Raw genomic sequence first — 25,346 nt, forward strand, 5'->3', positions numbered from 1 at the left:
ATTACTCATGGCCGAGGTCCGTGCTGCCGGCGATGATGGCCCGCGCGATGGTCAGTGACGTGCTGCCCTGTGCGAAGGCCCGGGCGCGCAGTCTCAAAAGGGCCTCTTCGGCGCTCACTCCCAATCGCACCATGAGCATCCCGGTGGCTTGGTGGATCTCCTCCCGGTCCGACTCTGCTCCTTCCAGCCACGTTACGACTCCACCGCTGTCGGATGAAGCGTGGTCCAGGGCGGTGACGGCCAGAGTGAGGGCGTCGGCGACCAGGAGTGCGGTGCGCACGTGATCGTCATCGAGTGGCCCGGCGGCCTCTCGGTACAGGTCGAGCGTGCCCAGAGCCCCCGCGGCGCCCGACAGGGGCAAGGAGAACACGGCCTCGGCGCCAGCCTTGGCCGCCTGGACGGAGAAGAGCGGCCAACGACGCGCGTCCGGAGCCCGGGTCAGATCGGCTGCGAAGATGGGGGCCCGCAGCCGGATGGCATCGGTGCCAGGGCCTTCGCCCAGCGTGTACTGGATCTCCGCGAGCTGAGCGGCCACCTCATCGCTGGCACACAGAACAACACTGACGCCCGCGTCCCGGCCGACAACCGACAGCGACAACCCCGAGACGTCCGGCACGAGAGAGACGCACGCCCGGCACAGGGCCTCGGGTACCGAGGAAGGAGAAAGCTCGCGAACAGCGTCGATCAGCTCGCGGGCGATACGGGCCCGCAAGAGGTGCGTCTCCCGCTCCGCGTCCCCGCCGTCCGGTTCCGGCCCGGACATCGCCATCACCTCCCCGCGCAGCAACCCATCCGACCCGTCCGATCTTGCCGCATCAGCGTGATTCAGCGCGGCACGCCCGACGCAACCGCCAAGGTTGGGGGCTCGCAGCCCTGGGCGCCGATCTCAGTGCACTCGCCGTCGAGCGCGGTTTCAGACCCATGGTCGGTGACCTACCCACACGTCGCCTGCCTCGACTCCGTCCTCTCCCTCCTCGACGTGAACACCGTGACCAGCATGCCTCCTGGGCCCTTTGCGCCGATGCAGTTCGGGCGCACGCAGCGGCCTTGTGCCTTAAAGAACGGTGCCGAAATAGGTATGGCGTCTTCCGCAGCCTGCGGTGACCCGAACGGGGTACCCCCTGGCCCGGCAGTCGTGGCAGAGCGAGAACGGGGGAGAAGATGACCGGAGCCGTTGCAGGAGGGCGGCGCCTAAAGGCGGCATTCCATGGTCGGCTGGCCCGGATGGGGCAGTGGTTCGGCCGGGCGGGTTCGGACGGGCACGAGCGGCACACTCTGGCCCTCATCGGCAAGAGCACCCTCGCGGCCACCGTCTCCTGGGTGATCGCGAACGATGTCATGGCCGCGCAGTCGCCGGCGTTCGCACCGTTCTCCGCGGTGCTGATCATGCAGGTCACCGTCTACCGGTCGCTGGTGCAGGCTCTGCGCTGTGTCGGTGCGGTCGCCGTGGGCGTGGGACTGCAAGGAGTGCTGGGCCTGCTGGCCGGCCCACACCTGTTCACGTTCGTGATGGTGACGCTGGTAGCCCTGGCCATCGGACGGTGGCGGCCCTTGGGCTCCCAGGGTTCCCAGGTGGCCACCGCGGCGTTCTTCGCCTTCTCCACCTACGTCGCCGCCACCAGCGACGCACAGCGCTGGTCCCAGCTCGGGCAGATCATCGTGCTCGTGCTCATCGGCTGCGGCATCGGCGTCGTGGTGAACACGCTGGTGCTGCCTCCCCTGCGCTACCGCAGCGCCGAGTACGGCATCCATATCCTCGCCCACTCGCTGTACGGCCTGGTCCGTGACATGTATCCGGCGTTGCGCGAGGGGAAGCCAGAAAAGGAACGCACCCGGCAATGGCGCCTGCGCGCTGCCGACTTGGCGCCGATCGTGCAGCAGGCCCAGTCCTCGATCCACACCGCCCGGGAGAGCACCCTCTACAACCCGCGACGCCTGTGGCGCCCACATCGCCACCGCTCCTCCTTCGGTGGCTACCAGGCTGTTGTCGACGCCCTGGAACGTGTCTCCCACCAGGTGGCTTCCATGACCCGCAGCCTCGACCAATGGCGCGATGCCGACGCCGGCCGGGGCTACGTCGACTTCGCCCGCTCCTACGGCGACTTCCTGGCTTCCCTCTGTCCCATCGCCGAGTTGCTCAGCCAGGTCGACGAGGACCATCTGCAGGAGCATTCCCGCCAGCTGTGTGAAGCCGCCGAGCAGGCTCAACGGTGCCGCGACCGACTGGAGGAGGAGGCCCGCGCCGGCTCCCTCGCCCTGAGTGACCCGGCCCAGCCGTACGGCATCCTCATGGCCGAGGCCGCCAGGCTGACGGACGAGTTCCAGTACACCTGCAAAGTGCTCGAGCACGGCGTCGCAGCTGCTCAGGCCGTACCCGCCGCTACCACAGCGGGAAGCGAGATCGGCTAAGCCCGGCGCCTGTCGCACCGGCCTGCTCGCCAGGTTGTTCTGTCACCGCGAACCAGGTGATCGCGTGGGTGAGGAAGGCGGCGCAAACGGCGGCCCTCTCATTGGGCAGATTCTTGGCGTAGGCCAGGCGGGAGTGGTCGTCCAGGGCGGTGTGCAGGCAGGCGTAGCCGGTGTCGTTGCAGTGGTCAGCCCTTCACTCAACTCTCCCTGACGCCGGTCCAGCCCGGTCAGACGCGCGGACACGGAAGTGGACGCGGCGGGCACGGGCCTCTCGAATCTTGCGGCCGGTTCCATGCTGTGGTCGCCCGGGCCGGACGGATCTGTACGTCGATCCGCTCCGCGAGGTCGCCCAGGGGTGGCGGCAGCTTCCCCTTCGAAACCCACGTGGGCGGGCGTCCACAGCGGGGACCGTCCGGCGCCGGGTTTCCGCGGTCTCCCGGACGAAGTGGTGACGGTTGCGAGGTGCAGGGGAGCAGGTGGACAGCGGAGCTATGGGTACTCGCCGCTGCATGATGAAGCGCGCGCTGTGGCAGGGGCTGGTGGCCGGCACGGCCGGGGTGCTGGTGATGACAGTGGGCGAGAAGGCGGAGCAGCGGCTGACCGGTCGCCGTGACTCCCACGTGCCCGCCCGGACCCTGGAACGCCTGACTGGCATGTCAGAGGATCCCGGACGTCAGCCCGTGCCGGTGAACCTGGCCATGCACGTGGGGCAGGGCGCCCTCCTCGGCGTACTGCGGTCGGTGATGTCACACGCCGGGTTGCGCGGCCCTTGGTCGTCGGCGAAGTTCGCCGTCGTCCGGGTCACCAGCGACCAGATCCTGGAGAACGCCACCGGTGTCGGTGCCCCGCCCCAGACCTGGCCGCGCAGCGAACTCGTCGTCGACCTGCTGCACAAGACGGTGTACGCCTTCGCGACCGGTGTCGTCGCTGATGCCTTGGCCGCTCGTTCAGGTCCCGGCCCGGGGCAGAGCCACGCGGAGGTTCGCACCGGCCGACAGGCGGACGTGGGCCCCGTGCCTCGTGACCATGCCCGGAGGCGATAACGCCGCCCGACGGTTACTGGTGGTCGTGCCGCCACGGCGACGGCCCCAGGGATGAGCGGGGTTCCTCAGAAGGTTCGTCCCGGTCGAGTGTGCCCCAGGGCCCGGGCTGTTCGGTGATGATGCGGCAGGCGTCCGTGATGACCTGGTCGGCGATCCAGCCGAGGGGTTCGATCTCCGTCACCAGGGGTTCGTTGTCCGGTCCGCGGGCCGTCTCGGAGCCGTGCAGGACCCAGGGCCGGGTGCGGGCGTCCTTGACGTGCGGCAGGTGGCAGTAGTCGTACAGCCGGCGGGCGACCCAGACTCGCACGGGCCGCTCGCCCCACCAGTCCTCGAGGTCCAGCGGGCTGGCAGACAGGCCCGGCAGCTTGATGCCGGTCAGATCGTCCGTACTGCTCGTCTTCGGCAGGTCGCTCTCCGGCCCGCGGGACCAGCGCACGTAGAGGCCGTGGCGGTGGGTGATGAGCTGGGTCAGCTCATCGAGGCTGCTGAACGTCGGCAGGTCGGCGGTCGTGGTCATGGTGCTTGTCGGCCGATTCCGGGGGCGGTCAGGTGGTCAGGAGGGAGTCGTCTTCGGTACGGGCGCCGGGCAGCCGGTGGCGGGCGGCCACAAGGGCGGCGTCGATATCGCGAGTGCCGGTCGACACGCACAGCGTGTAGGCGACGTCCTCCATACGCCTGCGCGCTTCCGGGGGGCCGTGTTCGGCGTGCAGGACGCGCAGCGTCTCGTATTGCTCGATGAGTTTCTTCAGCACGACGGGGTGTGCCAAGAGCATAGGGAGCCTCCCTCGTCACCATTGCTCACATGGGTCATACACCGACCCGTGTGCCCCTGGCCCCGGCCGCCAATCCGGTGCGTTCCCGCACCGGCGGCCAGGAGGTCCGGGGGACCGGCGTTCGGCTCAGTCGGTGGACAGGGCCTGGAGCAGGTCGCCGACCTTGGGATCGGGCAGGGATCGGGCGACGTCGGCCTGGGCGACCATGCCGACCAGGTCATGCCCGTCGATCACCGGCAGACGGCGCACCTTGTGTTCCGTCATGGTGCGCAGGATCTCCTCCACGTCGTCGTCGGCGCCGATGGTCACGGCCTCGCCCTGGGCCAGCTCGCCGGCCGGGCAGGTCGCGGGGTCCTTGCCCGCGCCGAGAACCTTCACCACGACATCCCGGTCGGTCAGTACCCCCTTGAGCTTGTTGTCCGTGCCACAGATCGGCAAGGCACCGACACCGAGGACCTTCATCTTGCGGGCCGCGTCCAGCACCGTCTCCTCGGCCCCGACGCACTCGGCCCCGCCCGTCATGATGTCCCGCGCCTTCGTCATCAGATTCACTCCCTGTGGCTGTCGGCCGTTCCCGACTACCGCGTCGGCGGACGGTCGTATGCGGTGGCTGGAGGCGTGGGTTCCCCACCATCACCTGCCGTAACGCTTGCTGCGCTCTGAGCTCACCGCGCCGGCAGCGGCGCGCCGTCCCAGCAGAGCGGTATCCGTCGGCCATGACGATCTCCAGGCCGTGCTGTCCCCCCGGCCGACGTCCGCGGCCCGGGCCACCGGCAGCACCGATCGGAGTTCCGCACCAAGACCTCCACCGTCTCGCCCGTGTGTCGTCGGCCAGCGTCGTCACTGTGGTGTGTCTGCGCTGCCGTTTGCGGGCTGCGCGACCGGGGTCTACTTGCCCATCGCTTTGCGCACGGCGTCCTTGGTGCGGTCCATGAGGGCTGCGACGGGGCCCAGGGCCACGTTCTTCGCCCCGGACTCGACGCCCGGATGGGGCCGAGTGGGTGCCATGGCCTCGGCGGCCTTGATCGCCCTCGCCATCGTGGCCAGGTCGGTGACGTCGGTGCTGCGGCGGATGTGGGTGAACTCGTAGCGTTCCTCGGCGCGCGCGTGCTCCTGGACGTCCTTGCGCAGCTTGAGCAGCTGGGGCATGAACTTCGGGTCGTCGGTGTCCATTTCGTCGAGGGCTGCCAGTGATTCCTTGGCCGCCCTCTCCTCGGCGAGACGGTCCTTCACCACCTGCTCGCCACCGGGGAAGCCTTTCCGGGCGAAGGGGTGGACGACCTCTTCCTCGGCGGTCTCGTGCACGGCCAGCAATCGCACCAGACGACGGAAGGCATCCCGGCGTTCCTCGCCCTTGGTGGCCTCGACCTGGTCGAAGAGATTGCGGATGTCACCGTGCTGGCGCATCAGCAACGCGACGACGTCGTCGTCCTTGGACTTGTCGTCGCCTGCGTGCGGGGTGTGCAGATCGGACATCCCGGCCTCCCTACTTCTCGCGCTGCGCGGGGTCGGGGTGTTCGCCCTCGGACTGGACGCGGTACTCGCGGCCGAACATCCCGTCGTGCTCGGTCATGACCCGGTCGCTCGGTGGCGCCTCCCCGCCGTGGATCTGCTCCTGCATCTGCTCGAACCGCTCGTGTGCCTCACGCACATATCCGGCCCCGAGCGTGGTCAAGTCCATCTGCGTGTCGAGCAGTTCGCGCAGGTAGCCCTTGTTCGGCTCGAAGGTGAGCATGTTGGGCAGCTCGGGGGCCAGAACCGAGGCGGGGTCGCGGCCGTCGTGGCGGCGCATCAGGTCGCAGGCGGCGTGCAGGTGCTCCAGCTCCATGTTCAGGTGCAGCTCCCAGATCGCCTTGATCCTGGGGTCGCTCTCCTGCTCCATGAAGGAGTGGTAGAGGTAGCACTCGTTGTACTCGTGGTTGACCAGCTGCTCCCACCACGTCTCACCCGGGTCCACGAGGGACTCGTAGTGGGTGACGTGCTCCTCCTCGATCAGCCCGATCTCCTGGTAGAGCTGCCGGGCGATCGGCTCCATGTACGTGGGGCCGGTGTTCATGTAGAAGTTCATGGTCTGCTGCTCCGCCGACATGATCGTCAGGGCGTGCAGCTTCGACAGCGGGTTCGTCTGGTCCTTGGCGTACGGGTCACGGACGTTGTCGACCGGGTCGCGGTGGTGGAACCGGGTGGGACGGCCGGGCATGACCTCGGTGAGTCCGTCGACGATCGACTCCGCCTTGCGGTGCTCGATCATCTCGTAGAGGTTGGCGTACCGGTACAGGTGGTCGAAGTCCTCCAGCACACCGAACTGGTACGCCTGCTTCAGGTACGGGTCCGGCTCCATCCGCGCCACCCACGCCGTCAGGTCCACCGCGACCTGCTCGTAGGCGATGGTCGTCTCCAGCACCGACGACACACCCGGCAGCAGCCAGTTCACGACCTTCTGCTGCTGTGCCTCGATGTAGCGCACCCGCGCCAGCTGCCGCTTGACCTCCGGATCGACCGTGTTCCGCGCCAGCTGGTGGCTGAACAGGATTGCCTCCACCTCGATGCCGTTCATCGTGATGATCCGGCACCGGGTGTACGGGTCACAGTGGTCGGGATCGATCGGTTGCACATTGAGCTCACGCCAGTTGCGCAACTGGCGGTCCAACGGGATGCCACGCTGCTCCAACGGATTGAAGGTCACGGAGGCGCTCCTCGTGAAGGGGGAAGGGCGAGGCGGCGAGGTACCCCTGCCGCTGCACTGCATGTCCGCGACCAGGGCACCGCCACCATGTTTCAGCCACTCGGCTCTCCCGGCCACCGCACACACTCGGACGGCCGGAGGCGTCCCCCCATCGAGCGGGCCGGTGGGCTGTTCGGCTGCACTGCCCGGCATTGTGGCGATCGGTCGGACTGGTCAAGGCATCCCAGGGTGCGGACGTCGGAGCTGTGCCTTCCTCGACCAGTCACCCCGCTCGCACAGACCCGTCGGCGCGCTGCGGCGGGATTTCGTCAGCGGTTGATCAGGGACGCCAGCATGCTCACTCCCGCGACGCAGACCAGGACGGCGCAGGCGCCGGCCGCATGGCGTCTGAGCAGGGCCTGCCGGAGGGTGGTGTAGCGGGTCTCGTACTCCTGCCGCAGTTGGTCGGCCCGCCGGGCGGTGGTGAGCAGCAGGTCACGGGTGACGTCGAGGCGCCAGCGGACGTAGTGGCCGGTGAGCTCCTCGGCTTGGGCGGTGGTCAGCCAGGGCATCCGCGCGCAGAGATTCTCGGCCTCACGTCGCGTCTGGTCGTGGTGGGCCTGAGCGAGGAGGAAACCCTCGGCCTCGTCGGCCAGCCCACTGTCCCCTTCATCGGCCGGCGCCTGGTGTCGTCCGCGTCTCACGGCCGTTCGCCCTTGTGCCCTTCCACGTCCACGGCATCGCGTCGTCCGGTGTTCTCGGCTTCGTCCAACTGGGCCACGTCAGGGTGGTGCAAGTCGAAGGCGGGGGATTCGGAGCGGATGCGCGGCAAGGTGACGAAGTTGTGCCGCGGGGGCGGGCACGAGGTCGCCCACTCCAGTGAACGCCCGTACCCCCAAGGGTCGTTGAGCTCAACGAGCTTGCCTCGCTGTGCGGTCCTGTACACGTTGTACAGGAAGGGCAGGGTGGACAGGCCCAGGAGGAAGGCACCGATGGAGGAGACGGTGTTGAGGGCGGTGAAGCCGTCAGCGGCGAGGTAGTCGGCGTAGCGGCGTGGCATGCCCTCGGCGCCCAGCCAGTGCTGCACCAGGAACGTGGTGTGGAAGCCGACGAACAGCGTCCAGAAGTGGATCTTCTCCAGACGGGTGTCGAGCATGGTGCCGGTCATCTTCGGCCACCAGAAGCTGAACCCGCCGAACATCGCGAACACGATGGTGCCGAACAGCACGTAGTGGAAGTGGGCGATCACGAAGTAGGAGTCGGTGACGTGCCAGTCGAGCGGCGGGGAGCCCAGGATGACGCCGGTCAGGCCGCCGAAGAGGAAGGTGACCAGGAAGCCCGCAGCCCACAGTATCGGCGGCTCGAAGGACAGTGAGCCCTTCCACATCGTGCCGATCCAGTTGAAGAACTTCACGCCCGTCGGCACGGCGATCAGATAGGTCATGAAGGAGAAGAACGGCAGCAGTACCGCGCCGGTGGCGAACATGTGGTGCGCCCACACCGTCACCGACAGGCCGGCGATGGCGACGGTGGCGCCGATCAGCCCGGTGTAACCGAAGATCGGCTTGCGGGCGAAGACCGGGATGATCTCGGTGATCACACCGAAGAACGGCAGCGCCAGGATGTAGACCTCGGGATGGCCGAAGAACCAGAACAGGTGCTGCCACAGCACCGCGCCCCCGTTCTCGGCGTTGAACACCTGCGCGCCGAACCGGCGGTCGGCCTCCAGCACGAGCAGGGCGGCGGCCAGGACCGGGAAGGCGAGCAGTACCAGCACCGAGGTGAGCAGCACGTTCCAGGTGAAGATCGACATGCGGAACATGGTCATGCCCGGGGCGCGCATGCAGATGATGGTGGTGATGAAGTTGACCGCGCCGAGGATGGTGCCGAACCCCGACAGCGCCAGCCCCATGATCCACAAATCCCCGCCGATGTAGGGGGTACGCTCGCCGCCACTGAGCGGCGTGTAGGCGGTCCAGCCGAAGTCGGCGGACCCCTGCGGGGTGAGGAAGCTGCCGAGCACGATCAGGCCGCCGAAGAGGAACAGCCAGTACGAGAACATGTTCAGCCGCGGGAACGCCACGTCAGGCGAGCCGATCTGCAGCGGCATGACCGCGTTGGCGAAGCCGGCGAAGGTGGGCGTCGCGAACAGCAGCAGCATGATCGTGCCGTGCATGGTGAACGCCTGGTTGTACTGCTCGCTGGACACGATCTGCAGCCCCGGCCGGGCCAACTCCGCCCGGATGACCATCGCCAGCGCCCCGGCGATCAGGAAGAACCCGAACGACGTGATCAGGTACAGGTGCCCGATCTTCTTGTGATCGGTGGTCGTCAGCCAGGAAACGATCACCTTCCCCCTGCCGCGGCGCCCCACCGCGGGTACGGGCGCAACCGGTTCTGTGTGTGTCGCCATCAGTCCTCGATCGGCAGCAACGGTGCAAGTTTGGATAGGGCGGGAACGTATGAACCCGGGAGGAAACTAGCCCTGGCGAAGTCCCGGCGATGCGTCACCACTGCCTGGGCCTGGGCTGAATGGTCGAAGGAGCCATCCGTTCGAGCGGCGCCGAGGTTGTTTGAGGGCGGTGCCCAGGCCGACGCGGCGGATGCGGGCCCGGCCGGTGGATCAGTCGGGACCCCGGGCAGCGCCCTCGCGCGGCAACGCCGTGATCACGTGCGCGATGGCTGGATACGGGTCGGTGGCGATGCGACTGTCCAGATGGTGGAGGCGTCCACGAGCAGCTCGGTGCGGAGGATACCGGCCGCACCGGCCGCGCCCTGGTCTTCGGAGCTGGAGCCGGGGAGCGGGAGATAGGCCACGTCCCGCTGCGGTACGAGCGGAACATCTGACACCGGTTCCACGCCGCCCCGGTCTCGTCCAGCCCCGGTGAACTCACCGTCGGAGCCGATCTCCACCGCCCCTTGGGTGCCGCCCGTCTGGGCAGCCACACCTGCCTGGTGGGCCCCGGGCAGGCTGGGCGAAACGTCATGGAACAACGGAGAGTTGACGATGAGGACGACGATGATTCGCTCCCGCCCGGGCCGAGGAGGAGTACCCGACGAGTCGTCGGTCACCTCGGCGCCGAGCGGGCCGGTCTCGTCGTCGACGAGACCGGCGACGTGAAGAAGGGGAACGCGACTGCCGGGGAGCAGCGCCACTACACCGGCACCGCCGGGCGGATCGAGATCTCCCAGGTCGCGGTCTACCTTGTCAATGCCACGCCGCGTGGACACGCCGCCGTTGTCGTGAGTTGTACCTACCCCGCACCGAAGTACCCACTTTTCGCGGCAAGTTCCGTGTCAACGTGCTGATGCGCAAGGTGCCCCGACGCGGGTGGCAGCTGGCAGCAACTGGCCGCGGGCGCAGGGGCAGAGGCCCGCGCCGATACGACTGGGTCGCCGTCGAAGCACCGGGTCCGCCCCCACACCACCTGGCTGCGCCGGGTGACCCTCGCGATGCTCGCTCACGCCTTCCTGGCCGTCATCCGCGCTGGCGAGCACATGACATCGTCGACACCAGGCCCGCGCCCGCGACTGCCACTACCGCCGACGCGAGGCCACAACATGAAGATCCACGACTGCGGATGGAGTATTGATTGACTGAGCTCAGAAGCAACCGGCCGAAGTCACTGCGGCCCGAGGGCCCCTCATGCCGCCGTTAGCGCCGCCAGTGCGCGGCCCATCGCGGCGTTGAACTCTTCCGGCGTCAGCGGCAGCCGGGACTTGACGTCCCGGCTCCACTGGTCGGCGAGGACCTCGGCGGAGCCCGCCTCGACACCGTCGAGCGCCGCGTCGGCCAGGTCCGACGGCGCCATCTTGGCCACGGGCCAGCCCGCGGCCATGTCGGTGTCGGCCAGGCCGAGGTGCACTGCTGTCACGAGCGTGCCCTGCTCGGCGAGTTCCAGGCGGACGCCGTTGGTCATGGCCCAGGCGGCGGCCTTGGTCAGGTGGTAGGCATTGGCGCCCTTGCCCCCGAACCATGACATGGCGGAGAGGACGTTGACGATCGCACCCCCGCCGTTCCTGGCGAGCGCCGGCGCGAACTCCCGGATCATTCCCAGGTGGCCGAACATGTTGGTCTCCAGCTCGTGCCGTACCGCGTCCAGAGAGCCGGTCACCAGGTCGGTCCCCGTACTGATCCCCGCGTTGTTGATGAGCAGCGAGACGTCCGGGGCGGCCTCGGCCGCGGCCCGCACGGATGCGGGGTCGGCGATGTCGAGGGGCAGCACCTCGGCCCCGGGCAGGTCCACGGTCTCGGGCCGGCGAGCCGTCGCGTAGACCTTGCGGGCGCCCCGTTCGAGCAGGCGCTGGGCGAAGGCGCGGCCCAGGCCGCGGTTGGCTCCGGTGACAAGGGCGACTGAGTTGTTGATGTCCATGCCCCGTACGCTAAAACCTGACGCTAACGTCAGAGGCAAGTGCTGATCATCAGGGCCGGGGGAGAGGAATCGCCATGACCGTCACGGAGGCCGCGGGCGAGCGGCTGATCCGCATCGGCGAGGTGGCGCGTGGTGCCGGCGTCTCGGTACGCGCCGTGCGCTACTACGAGCAGCAGGGGTTGCTCATCGCGGAGCGCAGCCCATCCGGCCAGCGCCTCTACCGGCAGGACGCCGTCACCCTGGTCCGTTTCTTCCAGGAGATGTTCGCCGCCGGCCTGACCAGCCGAAGAATCACGGAACTCCTTCCGTGCTGGGACTCCGGGCACACCGACGCCGAGCAACGAGCCATGCTGCGCGCCGAGCGGGACCGCATCCAGGCCAAGGTCGACGACTTGCAGGCTGTCCTGGACCGCCTCGACGAGGTCATCGCGATCACGGACACGCACCCGTAGACGCGGTCGGTCGGACGTCGCACCAGCGATCTACGGCTCGAGTACTAGGCAGTCCCGCCGCCGAAACGAGTGCCTGTGACCAACACACCCTTATTGCTCGGAGCCTCTCACACGCCGCTGCGCGTCCCTGTCGCGCTGTGCGACGTGCCGGCGATGTCCCCGACGCCGGCGCAGGCGTGCCTCTTTGGGATGCGATGTCGGCTCCCGCAGCTCCTCCATGCGCCCCAGCAGATGCCGACCAGGATGCTCCGGTGCCGCCCGACCGCCTGACCGTGAGTGCGAAGTGCAGACCGTAGATCGCACAGCCGTCCGCAGCGCTGCGGGCCTCCTTCACGGCGGCGTCGAGCGCCTCCATGAACGGTCTGGTGTCAAAGTCGCCACTGGTGAAGGAAGGGCGGGCGTCGTCGAGGATCAGCACGAGGCCACGGGTGGCCCGCCGCAGGTCCATCAGCTGCTGAAACTCTGCCTCGTCGCGGGTGCGTTGTCGCTGACGCTCATGTTGGGGCTGGCCATGTCGGCCCGTTAAGACGGGGACTGCGATAGTGGCGGCGGCTCCGAGAACGGCGCCGCCCAGAGCACCGACAAGTCCGTAGAGGGCTGCTGCATCTGGTACAAGCTCGCCGTTAGCTACGAGGCGACCGTGCCGCACGACGATGTCTGATTGCCGCCAGCAAGATCCTCCTGCGGTGATCACACTGGCGACATGACGATGTCATCCCCTACGGACTCAGTGACAGTCCTCACCGGCATGTATGCGGCTGAGGCGGCGTACTTGGCGGCAGGAGGCCCTGGCGAGGCTTCGTTCGACCTGCTCGCCCCTTTCTTCGCGCCGGATGTCGAGCTGCATCAAGCAACTGCCCTGCCCTATGGAGGTACTTGGCGTGGGCACAACGGCATGGCGCAGTTCTTCCTCATGATGGGAGAGGTGTGGGACTCGTTCGACATGGTGGAGCAGGAGTTTCTTGCCACCGGTGAGACCGCAGTCGTGCTCACAAAGGTTCGTGCTCGCGCTCGTGCGACCGGGCGTGAACTCAGCTTCCCGATCCTGCAAGCGATCACGGTCAGGGACGGGCGGATCACCGAGGTGCGTCCGTTCTACTGGGACACGCGGGCTATCGCCGACGCCTGCGCCGTGCCGGCACCCACAGACTGAGGCCGACGGTAAATCCGCTGGTCATGGCCACACGTTGAGGACTGCGTGGCACTCGCGGTGGTCGGTCTTGTCGAACTTCGGCGACCGACCGCCTCGGGAGCGGAGCTTCTGGCAGTTGCGGAATGCGGTCAGCCGGGACTGGAATGGTCGCCTTGATCCCGCGTCTTCGCAGGTAGGCCCGGTTGCGGTGGGAGTCGTACGCCTTGTCGGCCCGCACCCGGTCCGGTCTTCCGCGGGGTCAGCCAGAACCCATGGCCCGGCTGTCCACCAGCTGCCGCCGCGTCCACACCGGCGGACGGCCCGGGTTGATGTCCTGCGGCAACAGCGGCTTTAGCCGCTCCCACTGGCCAATCGTCAGATCACCACGTCCCATTATGCCGTGCTCCAGGCTGTCGACTCCGGCCAGGACGGCGTTGCGACTGCCTTCGCTGGTCTGGCAGTGCGCGGCCACTCGGCCGCCGATCGTATGCACGGCCTGGACGACAGCAGTGAGGGTGTCCAGCGGCAGTGCGGGTTCGGCATGCCTCCAGTCCCCGATGACCTTGCACCGGCATGTCCGGGTCCTCGTCCACCCAGTCGGGGATCCGGGCTGCGGACCCGGCCGTGCGTACCAGCAGCACTCCGGAGTCTCGGTGATCGGTCAGGTGCCGCCGAAGCGTCTCGTCGCTGAACGGGGTCTCGATGTCTTCGGTGCCGGAATGGGTATGTGCATCAGCTGGGCCGGGCAGCAGCCAGCCGCCGTCAATGACGAGGTCGGCATCCGGGGCAGCCCCGGCCCTCAGCTGGTCGCCATCGATCCAGAAGGATCGCTCCTCCCGCTCGGGCATTACGACGCCGCGCACTTGCAGCACCACCAGCGGCCTCCCCACGAACCCGCCTCGTCAGTCCGCTCTCCGAGTACTCAGCGCTCGAAGTCTCGCTCCGGCGCGGACGAGGGCGAAGAGATGAGGTGCGTTCACCGCGCGCCAACAGCCTGCAGCGTCTCCACCCACATGACAGAGGGATCCCCCGGCGGCACGATCCTGCATGCGGGCTTGGCCAGCCCCGCCGACGGCACCCCTTCCCGACTACCGCTTTCCCCCGTGCTCCGTTGGGTGGATGCGGCTCAGTCGCGTCGTCCCGCGCCGTGCAGCAGCGTGTCAACGATACGCGTGGCCAGCGCGTCCGGATTCTGTGCGTCCGGGTCCTCGTGGGCGCCGGGCCCGTGAAGGGCCTCGCCGATGAGGGCGTAGTAGACCCGTCGTGTCCACTCCAAATCTGCCGCGGGATCGAGGAGCCCCTCGCGCTGGGCTCGGGCGAGAAAGGCGAGAGACCGGGCGTTGATCTCGGCCCAGACATCCTTGGCGGCATCGTTCTGCGCCAAGGGGTTACCGAGCGTGAACCGCCAGGCGCCCTTGACCCGCAGCGTGTTCGCGGTAGCGCGGTGCAACGCGACCAGTGGGGGAGCGGTGTCCAGGTGGGCATCGTCGATGGCGTCGGTGAGCTGCTGCTTCGCAGAAGCAGCCAGCGCCTCGATGAGGGCCTGCCGGTTCGCGAACCGCCGGTGCACCGTCGTCCTGGCCAGGCCCGCAGCCTCGGCGATCTGCTCCATCGGCGCGCCGGGATCCTCGGCGAGCACCCTCTCGGCCGCCTCCAGAATCGCGCGCACGCTGCGTTCGGCGTCAGCTCGCAGAGCTCGTCCCATGGCGTCTCCTTCCCGTCATCGACTCCTGCCGCCCAAAGAAGATACCTCTGAGCTGCACATCAGCCAAAAACTGCAACATCGAAGTTGCAGTTTGGCGAGAAACAGATACTCTGGAGATGCTGTTAACGTCAGGAGGTCGACGGAAGCCGAGAGGCGACCAGGCTCCGCGGAAGCCGCAATTCGTTGTGAACATGATCAAATTTAAGGAGCTCATGATGGTCAAGAAACGACCTGTAGCACTCGTGACAGGCGCGTCCTCCGGCATCGGAGAGGCCGCTGCCCTCGCCCTCGTCGAAGCGGGTTTCGACGTGATCGGAACCAGCCGGAACACCGCGAAGGTCGCCCCCCGGGACGGTGTGACATTCCTTGACCTCGACGTGAGCAGTGACGCCTCGGTTGCCGCGCTGGTCCAGCAAGTCATCGATCGGTTCGGCCGCATTGACGTCCTGGTCAACAACGCCGGCATCGGCTCGTCGGGCGCCACCGAGGAAAGTTCCCTGACGCAGCATCAGCACGTCTTCGACATCAACGTCTTCGGTGTCATCCGCATGACGAAGGCCGTCCTGCCCCACATGCGTTCCCAGGGCCGTGGCCGCATCATCAACCTGTCGTCGATCTACGGGTTCATTCCTCAGCCCTACATGGCCGCCTACATCGCGTCCAAACACGCGGTCGAGGGGTATTCCGAGTCCGTGGACCACGAGGTCCGTGAGCACGGCGTGCGGGTTCTGCTCGTCGAGCCCGGCGGGACCAACACCGCGTTCGAGGGCAACCTGGTGCAGCCCGACACACCGCTGCCGGTCTACGCGAAACAGCGGCGCATCGTCGACCAGGTGGTCGCCGAGGTGGTCACGGGCGGCGACGCCCCCGCCGTTGTCGCCCAGGCCATCGTCACGGCGGCCACCGCACGCAAGCCGCGGCTGCGCACCACAGCCGGGCCGTTCGCCCGGCGCATCAGTCTGCTACGCCGCATCGCTCCCGCCCGGGCGTTCGACCAGCAGATCCGCAAGTTCAACAAGCTGGCCGGCTGACGAAGGCGAGCGCCAACCGTCCTTCAGCCCAACGCCGGCCTCTACCGGCCCCTTCGGCCCGACCGGGATCGTTCGACTTCAGGCAGCCAGGACGTCCCGCAGTTCCCGACGGCGCGTTCGTCGTGCGTTCACGGTGGGGGAGATCTTGCCCTGGCCGGTGAAGCCGTCGGCGGGACGGAGTACTAACTGGGTGCGGTCGGGCTGATGGATGATGACTAGCTCCGCACCGCTCGGAATCGCTTCACGCCATTGCCCGCACCCACGGCCAGGACCACCACTGTTACTACCGTGTAGAAGGAGTCTGGGGTCTGCCAGCCGCCGTTGACATCCGACAGGAAGGCCGGGTTGAAGAACTCCTGCCGATGCAGGACCCGTGCCAGCGGGAGCGTGAGGGCCGCCTCGGCGGCGAGGTTCCAGACCGCCAGCGATCGTGTCCACACCCGCACCGCTCGGATCGCGTCGAGCGTCACGAGGCCGGCGAGTCCGGCGAGTCCGGCGAGGATAGGCCAGATCCAGCTTGACCACGGGCCCGGGTCGAGCACGTCAAGGCGTATGCCGTCGCCGGTGCGGTAGGGCTGCGCAGTGTGTTGCCATATGACCAGGACGATCAGCAGCGCGTGCCATGCCATCCGGGTGTAGGCCGCCACGTTGTGCTCTTTCGACGTGGCGGTGGCCAACAGTCCACCGGTGAGCAGTCGTAGTTGGCGGCGAACTGTCGCTGTCCGTGGGCCGATGCCGTCCTGTGTGCAGCGCAGCAACGCGGCGGCGGCGAGCAGGATCGGGAACAAGACCAGGAAGTGCAGAGCCCGCACGTAGGGATTGAGATCGGTAAGTACCAGGATCCCCCCGATCAACGCCTGCGCCGGCACCACCAGCGCCAGCACCTGCACCCGGTCAGCCAAAGCATGATTTCGGAGGAGCGGGCCGGGCTTGGATCGTCGCGGCGACCAGCGCGACGGCCGCCAGCTCGAGGACGACGCCGATCAGGCGGTTACCGAACTCGATGTAGCCATGAACGCCCATCTCGGGAGTAGCGACCAACGAGGCATCGGTGCATCGTGGCCAAGTCGGGCAGCCCAATCCGGAGCCGGTCAACCGGGCGACCACGGTTGGGTGCTGAGCTCACTTCGGCCCTGTCTTGTTTCACTTCGGCTCGTCACCCAGCAGTGCGGCAACGAGGGTGCTCTTGAGCCATGCTTCGTAGTCATCGAGAGACCAGCCGGAGCCCACGACGAGGCTGTCGTACACCCCGGAGCTCATCAAGGCGACGGCGATGTCCTCAGCCTTCGGATCGACGCCACGCCCGGTTCCGCGGACGCGCTCGATGACCATCTCGACACCGAGCCTGTTTCGTCGTGCCCCTTCTGCTTGCGTGACAGCGATTTCTGGGGCGACCGCGGCACCGGAGGTCAGCATGGTGACGAGGTCGCCACAACGTTCCCGGACCTGGCGGCTGGCCCTGGCCAACAGCCCAAGCAGCTCGACGGGGTCTGTCATCTCTGCCGCCTCGGCCATCAGTTCCGGGAGACCAGCCTCCTCGTCCATCAGATCGACCAGCCCGGTGAGGACTCCGGCCTTTGAACCGAAGTGCGCGTAGATGGTCTGGGGTGCGACGCCGGCTTCCTTCGCGATCGAGCGGATCGGCGTGCGGGCGTAGCCATGTGTTGCGAACAGCCTGCGCGCGGCGGTGAGGATCGTGCGCAGTGTGAGCGCCTCGCGCCGATCCCGGAGCCGGACGACCCCCGGTAGATCCGACATGTATGCTCCCAACTAGAACAGCGTTCCAGTGTTTGGATCGCTGTTCTCGACCCTATCAACGGGCGACTGTGAGGGAGAAACGCATGAAGCTCGTCATCTTCGGGGCGAACGGCCCCACTGGACGACTCGTCACGCAGCGTGCACTCGCCGAGGGGCACACCGTGACCGCCGTGACCAGGCGGCCCCATGCCTTCCCGATCGAAGAGCAACGGCTGCGGGTGGCGGGCGCGGACGCCCTGGACGCGGCAGCGGTGGACGAGGTGGTGGCCGGACACGATCGCGTCATCTCGACCGTCGGCATCCCGTACACCCGGGAGCCGGTCACGATCTTTTCCCAGAGCGCGCGCAACATCATGGCGGCGATGGGCCGACACGGCCTGCGGCGACTGGTGTGCGTGACCTCGATCGGCGTACACCCCGAGCTCCCGCCAGAAGAGAAGTTCTTCTTCCGTAAGGTGATCGGGCCGATCCTGCTGGCCATGGGGCGCCCTCTGTACGAGGACGCACGCCGCATGGAGGAGATCGTGCGGGCCACCGATCTCGACTGGACGATCGTCCGTCCGTCAGGACTGTTCGACGCAACGACCGTCACCGACTACCGCATCGCCGTCGCACCACAGCGGCTGCCCGGCATGTTCACCTCTCGCACCGATTTAGCCGACGTGCTACTGCGCGAGGCCGTGGACGACCGACACGTGCGCGCCTGCATCGAGGTGATCACCGCCCAGGGCACGCCGAACTACGCCAGCGTCTTCCTCAAAGAGGCACTGCATATCGGCAAGTGATGAACTTGGAATGATCTTGGTACGTGGCACGGGGAGATCTGACGGACGCGCAATGGGCGGTGCTGGAACCGCCGTTGCCGAAGGAAAGAATCCCGGACGACCGCCGACGTGGGCCATGCGGCAGCTGATCGACGGCATACGGTGCCGGGTCGGGTTCCGGGTCCGTACCGGCGTCCCTTGGCGGGACCTCCCCGCCGAGTACGGCCCGTGGGGCCGGGCGTACGCCGTGTTCCGCCGCTGGCAGCGGGACGGCACCTGGCATCGGATCTTCACCGAGCTCCATGCCCAGGCTGACGCGAAAGAGCTGATCACCTGGGACATCAACGTCGGGGTCGGTGGTGGTGAGGGTCTGTGGTGATGTTCTGGGGTGGGGTGGGGTGGCGCGGGGCTGGTCAGCGATTGTTTGTGGGTGGGTGGACGAGACAGGCACTCACGGGCAAGATCGCCTGGTCACCGGGGGCGCGGACTGGGAGCCATGACTGTACGACTGCTGGCCGAGCAGGGCGCCAACGTCGCCTTCACCCATGTCAGCTCCGAGAAGCAGGCCCAGGTCGTCATCGACCACGTGCGTCTCAAGGGAGCGAAGGTCATCGCCTTCAAGTCCGCCCAGGCAGACATGAGTTGAGCGTCGGCGCTGATTGACGACGTGGTCGCGCACTTCGGCGGCCTGGACATCCTCGTCAACAACGCGGCGATCTCGGTGGAGCAGGGCCGCGCGGCGGACGACCTAGACGCCGACCGCCGCACTGGACCGGATGCATCCCACCAACTACCTCGGCGTGATCGCCGTCATCCGGGCCGCCTCCCGAGCGCTGCGCGCGGGCGGCCGCATCATTACGGTGACTTCCGGACTGGGCTCCCGGGTCGGTGTCCGGGCCTTGCCGACTACTCGGCGACCAAGTCGGGGATCGAGACGCACACCATGGGGGTCGCACGGGACCTCGGGCCGACGGCGTGGAAGGGCCGCACCCCGAGACCCTCAACGCTCTTTTCAGCTAGCTGTCCCTGCAAGGCATGGGGCACCCCGACGAAATCGCCGCGGCGATCGCCTTCCTGGCGAGCCCGCCGCGTCGTACGTCACGGTCGCGGTGCTGGACGCCCACGATGGGCGCAACGCCTGAACCGGAACTCTGCCGCGCACCGAAAGAAATGTCCGTCGCCGTGCGACGGCGCTACATGGATCGGGCGATCGCTGCGCTCAGGACCACTCACGATTCGGCACCTGCCTTTCCCACCCCGCTGCCCAGCCTTCCGGGGCGAGGCCCCAGGGCTTGGGACCGGTGCCGTCCGTCCACGCCTGGAGGGAGGCCCGATCCACGCACACGATGCCGCACTGGTCGGCGTACTCCACCGCTGGCGTGGTGAAGTCGCTTGTGGTGACCAGCACGGCGACATCGGCCTCGTGGACGGTGAAGCACGTGCCGCCGAAACGCTGGAGATCCTGAGAGCCGACCCGGTGTGAGTCGCCGTAGTGCTTGCACTGGATGACGATCCGGCGCCCGTCGGCCGTCACGGCCACCACATCGGCGCCCAGGTCCCCCGCCCCTCCCACAACCTCGACGGTAGAACAGCCGTCGCGTTCACAGAGGGCGGCGATCGCCTCCTCGAACTCCTCGGGCGTCAAGTCGTCGTAACCGACGGCGACCTCAGCAGCTGGGCGCTGAGACGGAATCGCAAGAGCCTCCAGTTCATCGGCCGTCTCCCTTGCCGCCTCGTCGAGCGCTGATGCGGCTCGGCGGGCCGCCCTCGCCACGTGCAACCGGTGCCGCAGGCCCACGAGACTTGCCACGCCCACGACGACCAGGACGCACACCCAGGCGGGGCGCCGCTCGAGAGTGCCGGCCATCATGCGCACGGCGAATCCGACGACGCTCACCACCACAGCGAGGAAGACGAAGAACAGGGTGGTCGAGCGAAGGTCGAACTTGTGCCGCCGGTTCGCAGCCGATTTACGAAACGCAGGTGCGGTCACGACATGCCCCTCCTCATGGGACCAATGGAAGATCACTTCCACCGTCTTCCCAAGATCAGGACCTTCATCGTCCCGCCGCGGTGTCGTACATCGCTCCAAGAGGACGAAGAACGAAGAACATCCATCTATACCGCCCGTGCGTGATGTTGACCGCAGGTCGTCACTTTTCGTAGCGAGCCCGTGCTGTGGCACGCGCGCGGCGCGGTTCCCGGTCGGGAAGCAGCCCTCTCGTCCGCCCCCCGCTCCTGGCCGGGAGATCTCCCGCCCATTCAGGAACAGGTCAGCTGGCGAGTGTGAGCGCAAGAGCAGACGTGAGCGGAGCACCCAGCTGGGGGTCACCGAACACCGAACGGACGAACTCGCTGGGGAGAGCCTGGCGAGCGCAAAGCCCGCGCGGGATTCGCCTGCGGTCGGTACTGTCCCGTGCGACGCCGACGCCGACGCCGACGACCAGGCCGCGCTACACCGGGGCACGGGTCCAGCGCTCCCAGCGCACCTACGCGTCAGGCTCTTGGCGTAGGACCAGGAAGCAGCGCAGCCGTACGCCGGGCTTGCCGCGGTTGAATCTGGCAGCTGGCCGATCATGTTTCCTGGGTCGTGAGGACACTCTAAGTTTTGGGCCCGGGTTCCTGGGCGGCCCTCCCATTCGGCGTTGGTGTGGTGCGCGATGGCGACCGGCTGGCCGTATACACAACCTGTCCACGCGGGTTGGGGTACGGCGTCTGTTCGCCTCGGCGCGCCACCCTCCCGGAGGCGATCGCACTGTCACGCGAAAGTGAGTAACAGCAGGCCGGATGCGGAGCGCTCGGTTCTGGCCCTTGTTGCGGGGCCAAGGCCCGCCAGAGGACGATCTTCCGCCTGTTCGCCCGCACCGAAGAGTCGTCACCGCATCCCTGTGTTGAAACAGGGGCGGTGCTTGTCGTGTCGGTGGGAAGGAGGATCCGTAACCAAGGGAGGCTGATGTGTTGCGCGATCGGATGGGTCTGGCGGATGTGCTGGCGGCGGCGGAGGATGCCGCGCCGGTGGACTCCCTCGATGTCGTGGCGCGCAATCTGCGGGAGCGGTTCGGCGCGCGGTACGTGTCGTTCCTGTTCGTAGACGTGGTGGGCCGGCGCCTGCTGCGGGTCAGCGACAAGTCGAACGCGCAGCAGGAGCACCGCACCGAGCACGTTCCGCTCGCTGACAGCAGTGTCTACGACGAGGTTTTGCATACCCAGAAGGTGGTGCGGGCGCCGGAGGACGGGCAGGGGCAGCGGGTGCTGGCCCCTGTCACCAACCGGGGTGACGCCATTGGTGTGTTGGAGTTGTTCCTCACCGAAGTGACGGAGGATGTGCTGGAGCAGGTGGAGGAGGCTGCGCACGCGCTGGCGTACATCATCGTCACCGACCGCCGATTCACCGACCTCTACCACTGGGGCAACCGCACCGCATCGGTCAGCCTGGCCGCGGAGATCCAGCGCCAGCTGCTGCCCTCGGCCGCCTCCTGCGAGGCCGCCGAGTTCGCCCTCGCCGGCGCCCTGGTCCCGGCCTCCGACATCGCCGGTGACACCTACGACTACTCCCTCGACCAGAACACCCTGCACTTGTCCATCACCGACGCCATGGGGCACGACGTCGACGCCGCCCTCATGGCCACCCTGTTGGTCAACGCCTCCCGCGGCGCCCGCCGCGCCGGCACCGGCCTTGCCGAACAGGCCCGCCAGACCCACCAGGCCCTCCTCGACCACGGCCGCCGTACCTTCGCCACCGGCCAGCTACTGCGCATCGCCCTGGACGGGACCAGCGCACAGCTCGTCAACGCCGGCCACCTGTGGCCGCTGCGACTGCGCGACGGCAAGGTCGAGGAACTGCCCCTAACCGTGAACCTGCCCTTCGGCGTTGTCGGGCAGGGCCCTTACCAGGTGCAGGACCTGGATCTGCGCCCCGGCGACCGCCTCGTGCTCTACACCGACGGCATGCAGGAACGTCAGGCCGAGACGGTCGACCTGCCCCGCCTCATGTGCGAGACCGCCGCCGAGCACCCCCGCGAGGTCGTGCGCACCCTGGTCGGCGCGGTCGCCGACGCCTACGGCGGCCGTCAGCCGAGAGACGACGCCACCGTCCTGTGCCTGGACTGGCACGGCCCCGAACGCGAGGGCCGGGGCAACCCCGGCTTGCTCAGGAGAAACCGGCAGGAGGGAGTCGACGAAGACATCCCGCGTGCGGTCGGCTCCCACGCCACGGTCGACCGGGCCATCGGTGTTCTCATCGCGGCTCACGGCATTTCGACGGCCGCCGCCTTCGAGATGCTGGGCGAAGTCTCCCAGCACACGAACATCAAGCTGCACTCGGTCGCGGAATCCGTACTCGCCTGGGCGTTGGGGCAGCCACTGCCGGGACCTGTGGGCCAGCAGCTGGAAGCAGCGGTGCAACGGCGCATGCCGGGTGAGGCACCGGAAGAGCCCCGGTAGGGGAGCGCGATCGATGGAACACGGCCTCGTCCAGCGGGTGGCACAGGGCCGGCGTGGCCCGCTCCCTATTCAACCCGAAGGTCGGCGAACTGATCCGAGAAACCCATCCGAGTAACCAGGGCGCGGTTCCCCCGGTGGCTCCCCGCTCCGGGCGCGAGGAGGAGCGGAGCCGACCGTGCGAGGCGGCGGTGCGGGGCCGCCGCCCGGCGGACGGGTTTGACGCGCCATCAGGTCTGGCGCTGTCCCCCCCCGGTCGGAGCTGGCCGTGGTTGGTGACGGTGCTGTTCATGCAGGCCGACACAAAGTTCTGGGACTCGCTGGTGGCTTGCACTCGCTGGGGATGGGCCGGCGCCCGACTGTCCGCCCAACTGGGCTTAAAGGTCGGACGGATGACCTTGCTGCGAAGGGTCATGGCGCTGCCCGACCCGCAGCTCAACACACCGCGCGTGCTCGGCGTGAGCGATTTCGCGACCCGCCGCGGGTCCTGCGGGGAGGCCCATCGCGTGGTCGACGTACTCCCGACGCGCGACTCCGGGCCGCTGGCCGCGTGTGGGCCACTCACCCGGGTGTGGAGATCATCTGTCGGGACCGGGCGGGCGCCTTGGCCGAAGGCGCACGGCTCGGCGCTCCCACCGTGATCCAGGTCGCCGACCGGTTTCATCTGTGGCAAGGCATCGGCCGGGCCGTTGAGACTGGTCTCGCTGCCCACCGCGAGTGCCTGAGTGCACCAACGCCGCGTACTAAAAGTGACGTTAAGACGTCCAACTGCACTTCGGGTGCGCGCCTCGAACCGGCCCCTGACGGCCGCCGGGCCCAGCGCAAGAAAGCCGCGCACACCATGGTCCACGAACTGCTCGCCCAGGGCTGCTCGTGCAGGGCGACCGCCCGGCATCTGCCTCAACACCGTGCTGCGCTTCGCACGCGCCGCCGACTGGCAAGACACCCTCCGAGAGAACCGCTCCCGCCCAGCCGGTTGGACCCCTAGCTGGAGCGGCGATTGCCTGGCCTGACAGGCTTCGCACTCCACCTGCTCCGAGACCTCGACGGGTTGACCGCCGGCCTCACCCTCCACTGGAGCTCCGGCGGTACGGAGGAGGCCGTGAACCGCATCAAAAAGATCAATAGCCAACTCTACGGACGAGCCGGATTCGAACTACTCCGAAAGTTGATCCTGCTTCAGTGACCATGCATGGCCGCTCCTCCAAGAACTGTGCCGTATCGAGCTGTTGACGTCCCCGGGACGGCCGCCTCTGTGAGGGGACCTGTCTTGCCACGGAAAATTGAAAATGCAAGGGTTTGTGCATGACACCTGCATTCAGCGGTTCGTCCCCCTATTGCTATTCCAACTCGCTGGCGATGGTCCTGGGGATCGACGCGCCTGCGCCGTCGGCAATTGAGGTATTGACCGGATCTCCGTACTGCCCAGTTGACCGAGGGTGAACTGCCCCACTTCGATCCCTACGGGTGGATCCCGACCTCGGGCTGGACCAGGCCATCGATCTGCTCGGCTGGACATGTCGGCGCACCAGCGGCGGCGAGGCGACGGAGGCCATTGACCGTCTCCGGCAAGCCAGCAAGTCGGGACCAGTGCTGGCCGGCCCGGTCGATGTCGGGTTGCTTCTGCACCAGCCATGGTCCGCGGGGGAGCCCAATGGCTGTGACCACTGGGTCGTGGTCCTCGCGGTGGACGATGAGCAGGTCCTCTTCCACGATCCCGACGGCTTTCCTTTCGCTACGTTGCCCATCGGCGCATTTGCTGCTGCATGGAGCAGCCAGCTGGTGGAGTGTGCAGGCCCCTTCACTATGCGCAGCGATTTCCGGCGCGTGCGTCACGTCGATGTCCTTGCCGCGCTGCGGAATTCGCCCCCGACAGCGCAACGATGGCTTGCTGGTGGCCAACAAGACGAATGCCAGACCCCACCCGGCGCCTTGGGCCAAGGTGCTGCGGTCGAACGTCTCGCTGCCCAGATACTGACTGGGCTGGACGACCGTACTCACGGTCATCTGGCTGGCTTCGCCGTCCGGGTCGGCACCCGTCGCCTTGCCGATGCGTCACTGTGGCTGGACCGGGTGGGTGCGCGTAATGCCGCCGAGGTCGCCGGCTTCCAAGCCCGGCTGCTGGGAAGCGTGCAATACAACCTTGTTGCGGGTGAGACGCAAGCGGCGGCAGCCACACTCCGACAACTCGTAGATACCTACGGTGAATTACACAATGCGCTTGAGGCGACTTTCGGGAATTGATGCCTGCGCAGCCAGCATCAGCGGAACTACTCCTCAAGCCGGTCCTGCTTCAGTGACCCTCCGCAACTGCTCCCCAAGATCTGTGCCAGAACGAGTTTCGACAGCGGTCTTGCCGCATGGGCTGAGCGCCGGGCTCGATCAGTGCAGGATTTGGACCGCGTAGAGGGCGCTGATGCTTGTGGCGAGGGTGGCGCGCAGGAGATGAAGCGCGGTCTCTGGTAGAAGCGGCTGGACACGGGCGCCGACGTAGCCGCCGACCAGGCCCCGGAGCCCGCAGGGCAAGCCCAGCGGCCGATCGGGAGCAACGTCGCCGGTGGCGGCCAAGAGAGAGCAGCGCGTAGGTGATTGCGCCGACCACGGACGTCACGAATGTGGAGACCAGAGCGGTGGGCGCGACGATGGCCACTGGAGCTCCGCGGCCGACGAGGATTGGGCCGAGCAGGGAGCCGCCCCGATCCCGTAGATGCCTCGGGCGACGCCGACGGCCAGGGCCGGCGATGTCGTCGCGCGGAGCTTCGGCTCGCGGGTGGCGCGGGCTGGTGGTGGGCGCACGGTCC

25 protein-coding genes and 4 pseudogenes are annotated in these 25,346 nt (G+C 67.7%); 12 read left to right on the plus strand and 17 right to left on the minus strand.

Features of this window, described 5'->3' with window-relative positions; all coding sequences use genetic code 11:
* Nucleotide 1 precedes the first annotated feature (1 nt).
* Nucleotides 2–763, minus strand: a complete 762-nt coding sequence (locus tag AC07DF_RS10755) for a GAF and ANTAR domain-containing protein (protein ID WP_478969189.1) — start codon at nt 761–763, stop codon at nt 2–4.
* A 461-nt stretch (nt 764–1,224) separates the two neighbouring features.
* Between AC07DF_RS10755 and AC07DF_RS10760 the strand changes: the two genes are divergently transcribed.
* Complete coding sequence (locus AC07DF_RS10760; RefSeq protein WP_478969191.1) at nt 1,225–2,409, plus strand: FUSC family protein; 1,185 nt, start codon at nt 1,225–1,227, stop codon at nt 2,407–2,409.
* Between the two features lie 46 nt (nt 2,410–2,455).
* On the opposite strand, the pseudogene AC07DF_RS10765 reads toward AC07DF_RS10760, so the two are convergent.
* Nucleotides 2,456–2,587 (minus strand): annotated as a pseudogene (locus AC07DF_RS10765) (IS481 family transposase); the annotation flags it as partial.
* 331 nt (nt 2,588–2,918) lie between these two features.
* Here AC07DF_RS10765 and AC07DF_RS10770 point away from each other — a divergent pair.
* A complete protein-coding gene (locus AC07DF_RS10770) occupies nt 2,919–3,452 on the plus strand; it encodes a hypothetical protein (RefSeq protein ID WP_478969193.1) in 534 nt (177 codons plus the stop codon).
* Nucleotides 3,453–3,465: 13 nt separating this feature from the next.
* On the opposite strand, the gene AC07DF_RS10775 is transcribed toward AC07DF_RS10770, so the two are convergent.
* The 8 genes from AC07DF_RS10775 to AC07DF_RS10810 all read right to left on the minus strand — a co-directional run bounded on the left by AC07DF_RS10775 (nt 3,466) and on the right by AC07DF_RS10810 (nt 9,836).
* Nucleotides 3,466–3,969, minus strand: coding sequence for a DUF6098 family protein (locus AC07DF_RS10775; RefSeq protein ID WP_478969195.1), 504 nt, complete (start codon nt 3,967–3,969; stop codon nt 3,466–3,468).
* Between the two features lie 28 nt (nt 3,970–3,997).
* Complete coding sequence (locus AC07DF_RS10780; protein WP_478969197.1) at nt 3,998–4,225, minus strand: DUF5133 domain-containing protein; 228 nt, start codon at nt 4,223–4,225, stop codon at nt 3,998–4,000.
* Nucleotides 4,226–4,351: 126 nt separating this feature from the next.
* Nucleotides 4,352–4,768, minus strand: coding sequence for a CBS domain-containing protein (locus AC07DF_RS10785; protein WP_478969199.1), 417 nt, complete (start codon nt 4,766–4,768; stop codon nt 4,352–4,354).
* 345 nt (nt 4,769–5,113) lie between these two features.
* Complete coding sequence (locus AC07DF_RS10790; protein WP_478969201.1) at nt 5,114–5,701, minus strand: hemerythrin domain-containing protein; 588 nt, start codon at nt 5,699–5,701, stop codon at nt 5,114–5,116.
* Between the two features lie 10 nt (nt 5,702–5,711).
* Entirely contained in the window at nt 5,712–6,911 is a 1,200-nt protein-coding gene (locus AC07DF_RS10795; protein ID WP_478969203.1) for a hypothetical protein, read from the minus strand.
* Nucleotides 6,912–7,219: 308 nt separating this feature from the next.
* Nucleotides 7,220–7,594 carry a hypothetical protein gene (locus AC07DF_RS10800; protein ID WP_478969205.1) on the minus strand — a complete coding sequence of 125 codons (375 nt, stop codon included), beginning with the start codon at nt 7,592–7,594 and terminating at the stop codon, nt 7,220–7,222.
* A complete protein-coding gene (gene ctaD / locus AC07DF_RS10805) occupies nt 7,591–9,303 on the minus strand; it encodes an aa3-type cytochrome oxidase subunit I (protein WP_478969207.1) in 1,713 nt (570 codons plus the stop codon). The genes AC07DF_RS10800 and ctaD overlap by 4 nt, the downstream gene beginning before the upstream one ends.
* 254 nt (nt 9,304–9,557) lie before the next feature.
* On the minus strand, nt 9,558–9,836 hold the full coding sequence (locus AC07DF_RS10810; RefSeq protein WP_478969209.1) for an immunoglobulin domain-containing family protein: 279 nt from the start codon (nt 9,834–9,836) through the stop codon (nt 9,558–9,560).
* 114 nt (nt 9,837–9,950) lie between these two features.
* Here AC07DF_RS10810 and AC07DF_RS10815 point away from each other — a divergent pair.
* Nucleotides 9,951–10,156: pseudogene (locus AC07DF_RS10815) on the plus strand (transposase); the annotation flags it as partial.
* A 378-nt stretch (nt 10,157–10,534) separates the two neighbouring features.
* Here AC07DF_RS10815 and AC07DF_RS10820 read toward each other — a convergent pair.
* On the minus strand, nt 10,535–11,263 hold the full coding sequence (locus AC07DF_RS10820; RefSeq protein WP_478969211.1) for an SDR family oxidoreductase: 729 nt from the start codon (nt 11,261–11,263) through the stop codon (nt 10,535–10,537).
* A gap of 74 nt (nt 11,264–11,337) precedes the next feature.
* Between AC07DF_RS10820 and AC07DF_RS10825 the strand changes: the two genes are divergently transcribed.
* Nucleotides 11,338–11,715 carry a MerR family transcriptional regulator gene (locus tag AC07DF_RS10825; protein ID WP_478969213.1) on the plus strand — a complete coding sequence of 126 codons (378 nt, stop codon included), beginning with the start codon at nt 11,338–11,340 and terminating at the stop codon, nt 11,713–11,715.
* Nucleotides 11,716–12,418: 703 nt separating this feature from the next.
* Nucleotides 12,419–12,868, plus strand: a complete 450-nt coding sequence (locus AC07DF_RS10830) for a nuclear transport factor 2 family protein (protein ID WP_478969215.1) — start codon at nt 12,419–12,421, stop codon at nt 12,866–12,868.
* A gap of 238 nt (nt 12,869–13,106) precedes the next feature.
* On the opposite strand, the gene AC07DF_RS10835 is transcribed toward AC07DF_RS10830, so the two are convergent.
* On the minus strand, nt 13,107–13,340 hold the full coding sequence (locus AC07DF_RS10835) for a hypothetical protein (RefSeq protein ID WP_478969217.1): 234 nt from the start codon (nt 13,338–13,340) through the stop codon (nt 13,107–13,109).
* A gap of 633 nt (nt 13,341–13,973) precedes the next feature.
* A complete protein-coding gene (locus AC07DF_RS10840) occupies nt 13,974–14,552 on the minus strand; it encodes a TetR/AcrR family transcriptional regulator (RefSeq protein WP_478969219.1) in 579 nt (192 codons plus the stop codon).
* A 215-nt stretch (nt 14,553–14,767) separates the two neighbouring features.
* Between AC07DF_RS10840 and AC07DF_RS10845 the strand changes: the two genes are divergently transcribed.
* Nucleotides 14,768–15,583: an oxidoreductase gene (locus AC07DF_RS10845; protein ID WP_478969497.1), complete on the plus strand. Its 816-nt coding sequence runs from the start codon at nt 14,768–14,770 to the stop codon at nt 15,581–15,583.
* 215 nt (nt 15,584–15,798) lie between these two features.
* Here the strand turns inward: AC07DF_RS10845 and AC07DF_RS10850 are convergent, their stop codons facing one another.
* A complete protein-coding gene (locus AC07DF_RS10850) occupies nt 15,799–16,473 on the minus strand; it encodes a hypothetical protein (protein WP_478969221.1) in 675 nt (224 codons plus the stop codon).
* 253 nt (nt 16,474–16,726) lie between these two features.
* Nucleotides 16,727–17,341 (minus strand): TetR/AcrR family transcriptional regulator, encoded by a 615-nt coding sequence (locus tag AC07DF_RS10855; RefSeq protein WP_478969223.1) that lies wholly within the window; start codon nt 17,339–17,341, stop codon nt 16,727–16,729.
* Nucleotides 17,342–17,424: 83 nt separating this feature from the next.
* Between AC07DF_RS10855 and AC07DF_RS10860 the strand changes: the two genes are divergently transcribed.
* From AC07DF_RS10860 to AC07DF_RS10870, 3 genes are all read left to right on the plus strand, one after another.
* Nucleotides 17,425–18,126 (plus strand): NAD(P)-dependent oxidoreductase, encoded by a 702-nt coding sequence (locus AC07DF_RS10860; protein ID WP_478969225.1) that lies wholly within the window; start codon nt 17,425–17,427, stop codon nt 18,124–18,126.
* 115 nt (nt 18,127–18,241) lie between these two features.
* Nucleotides 18,242–18,484: a transposase gene (locus AC07DF_RS10865; protein ID WP_478969227.1), complete on the plus strand. Its 243-nt coding sequence runs from the start codon at nt 18,242–18,244 to the stop codon at nt 18,482–18,484.
* 117 nt (nt 18,485–18,601) lie between these two features.
* Complete coding sequence (locus AC07DF_RS10870) at nt 18,602–18,751, plus strand: hypothetical protein (protein ID WP_478969229.1); 150 nt, start codon at nt 18,602–18,604, stop codon at nt 18,749–18,751.
* Nucleotides 18,752–19,324: 573 nt separating this feature from the next.
* Here AC07DF_RS10870 and AC07DF_RS10875 read toward each other — a convergent pair.
* Nucleotides 19,325–20,098, minus strand: coding sequence for a restriction endonuclease (locus AC07DF_RS10875; protein ID WP_478969499.1), 774 nt, complete (start codon nt 20,096–20,098; stop codon nt 19,325–19,327).
* 977 nt (nt 20,099–21,075) lie between these two features.
* Between AC07DF_RS10875 and AC07DF_RS10880 the strand changes: the two are divergent.
* The 3 genes and pseudogenes from AC07DF_RS10880 to AC07DF_RS10890 all read left to right on the plus strand — a co-directional run.
* Nucleotides 21,076–22,230: pseudogene (locus tag AC07DF_RS10880) on the plus strand (PP2C family protein-serine/threonine phosphatase); the annotation flags it as partial.
* Nucleotides 22,231–22,251: 21 nt separating this feature from the next.
* Nucleotides 22,252–22,548 (plus strand): ANTAR domain-containing protein, encoded by a 297-nt coding sequence (locus AC07DF_RS10885; RefSeq protein WP_478969501.1) that lies wholly within the window; start codon nt 22,252–22,254, stop codon nt 22,546–22,548.
* Nucleotides 22,549–24,012: 1,464 nt separating this feature from the next.
* A complete protein-coding gene (locus AC07DF_RS10890; protein WP_478969231.1) occupies nt 24,013–24,789 on the plus strand; it encodes a cysteine peptidase family C39 domain-containing protein in 777 nt (258 codons plus the stop codon).
* A gap of 138 nt (nt 24,790–24,927) precedes the next feature.
* Here the strand turns inward: AC07DF_RS10890 and AC07DF_RS10895 are convergent.
* Nucleotides 24,928–25,344, minus strand: a pseudogene (locus tag AC07DF_RS10895) (TSUP family transporter); the annotation flags it as partial.
* Nucleotides 25,345–25,346: the final 2 nt, after the last annotated feature.

It is taken from the genome of Streptomyces sp. NPDC044719 (assembly GCF_056433405.1).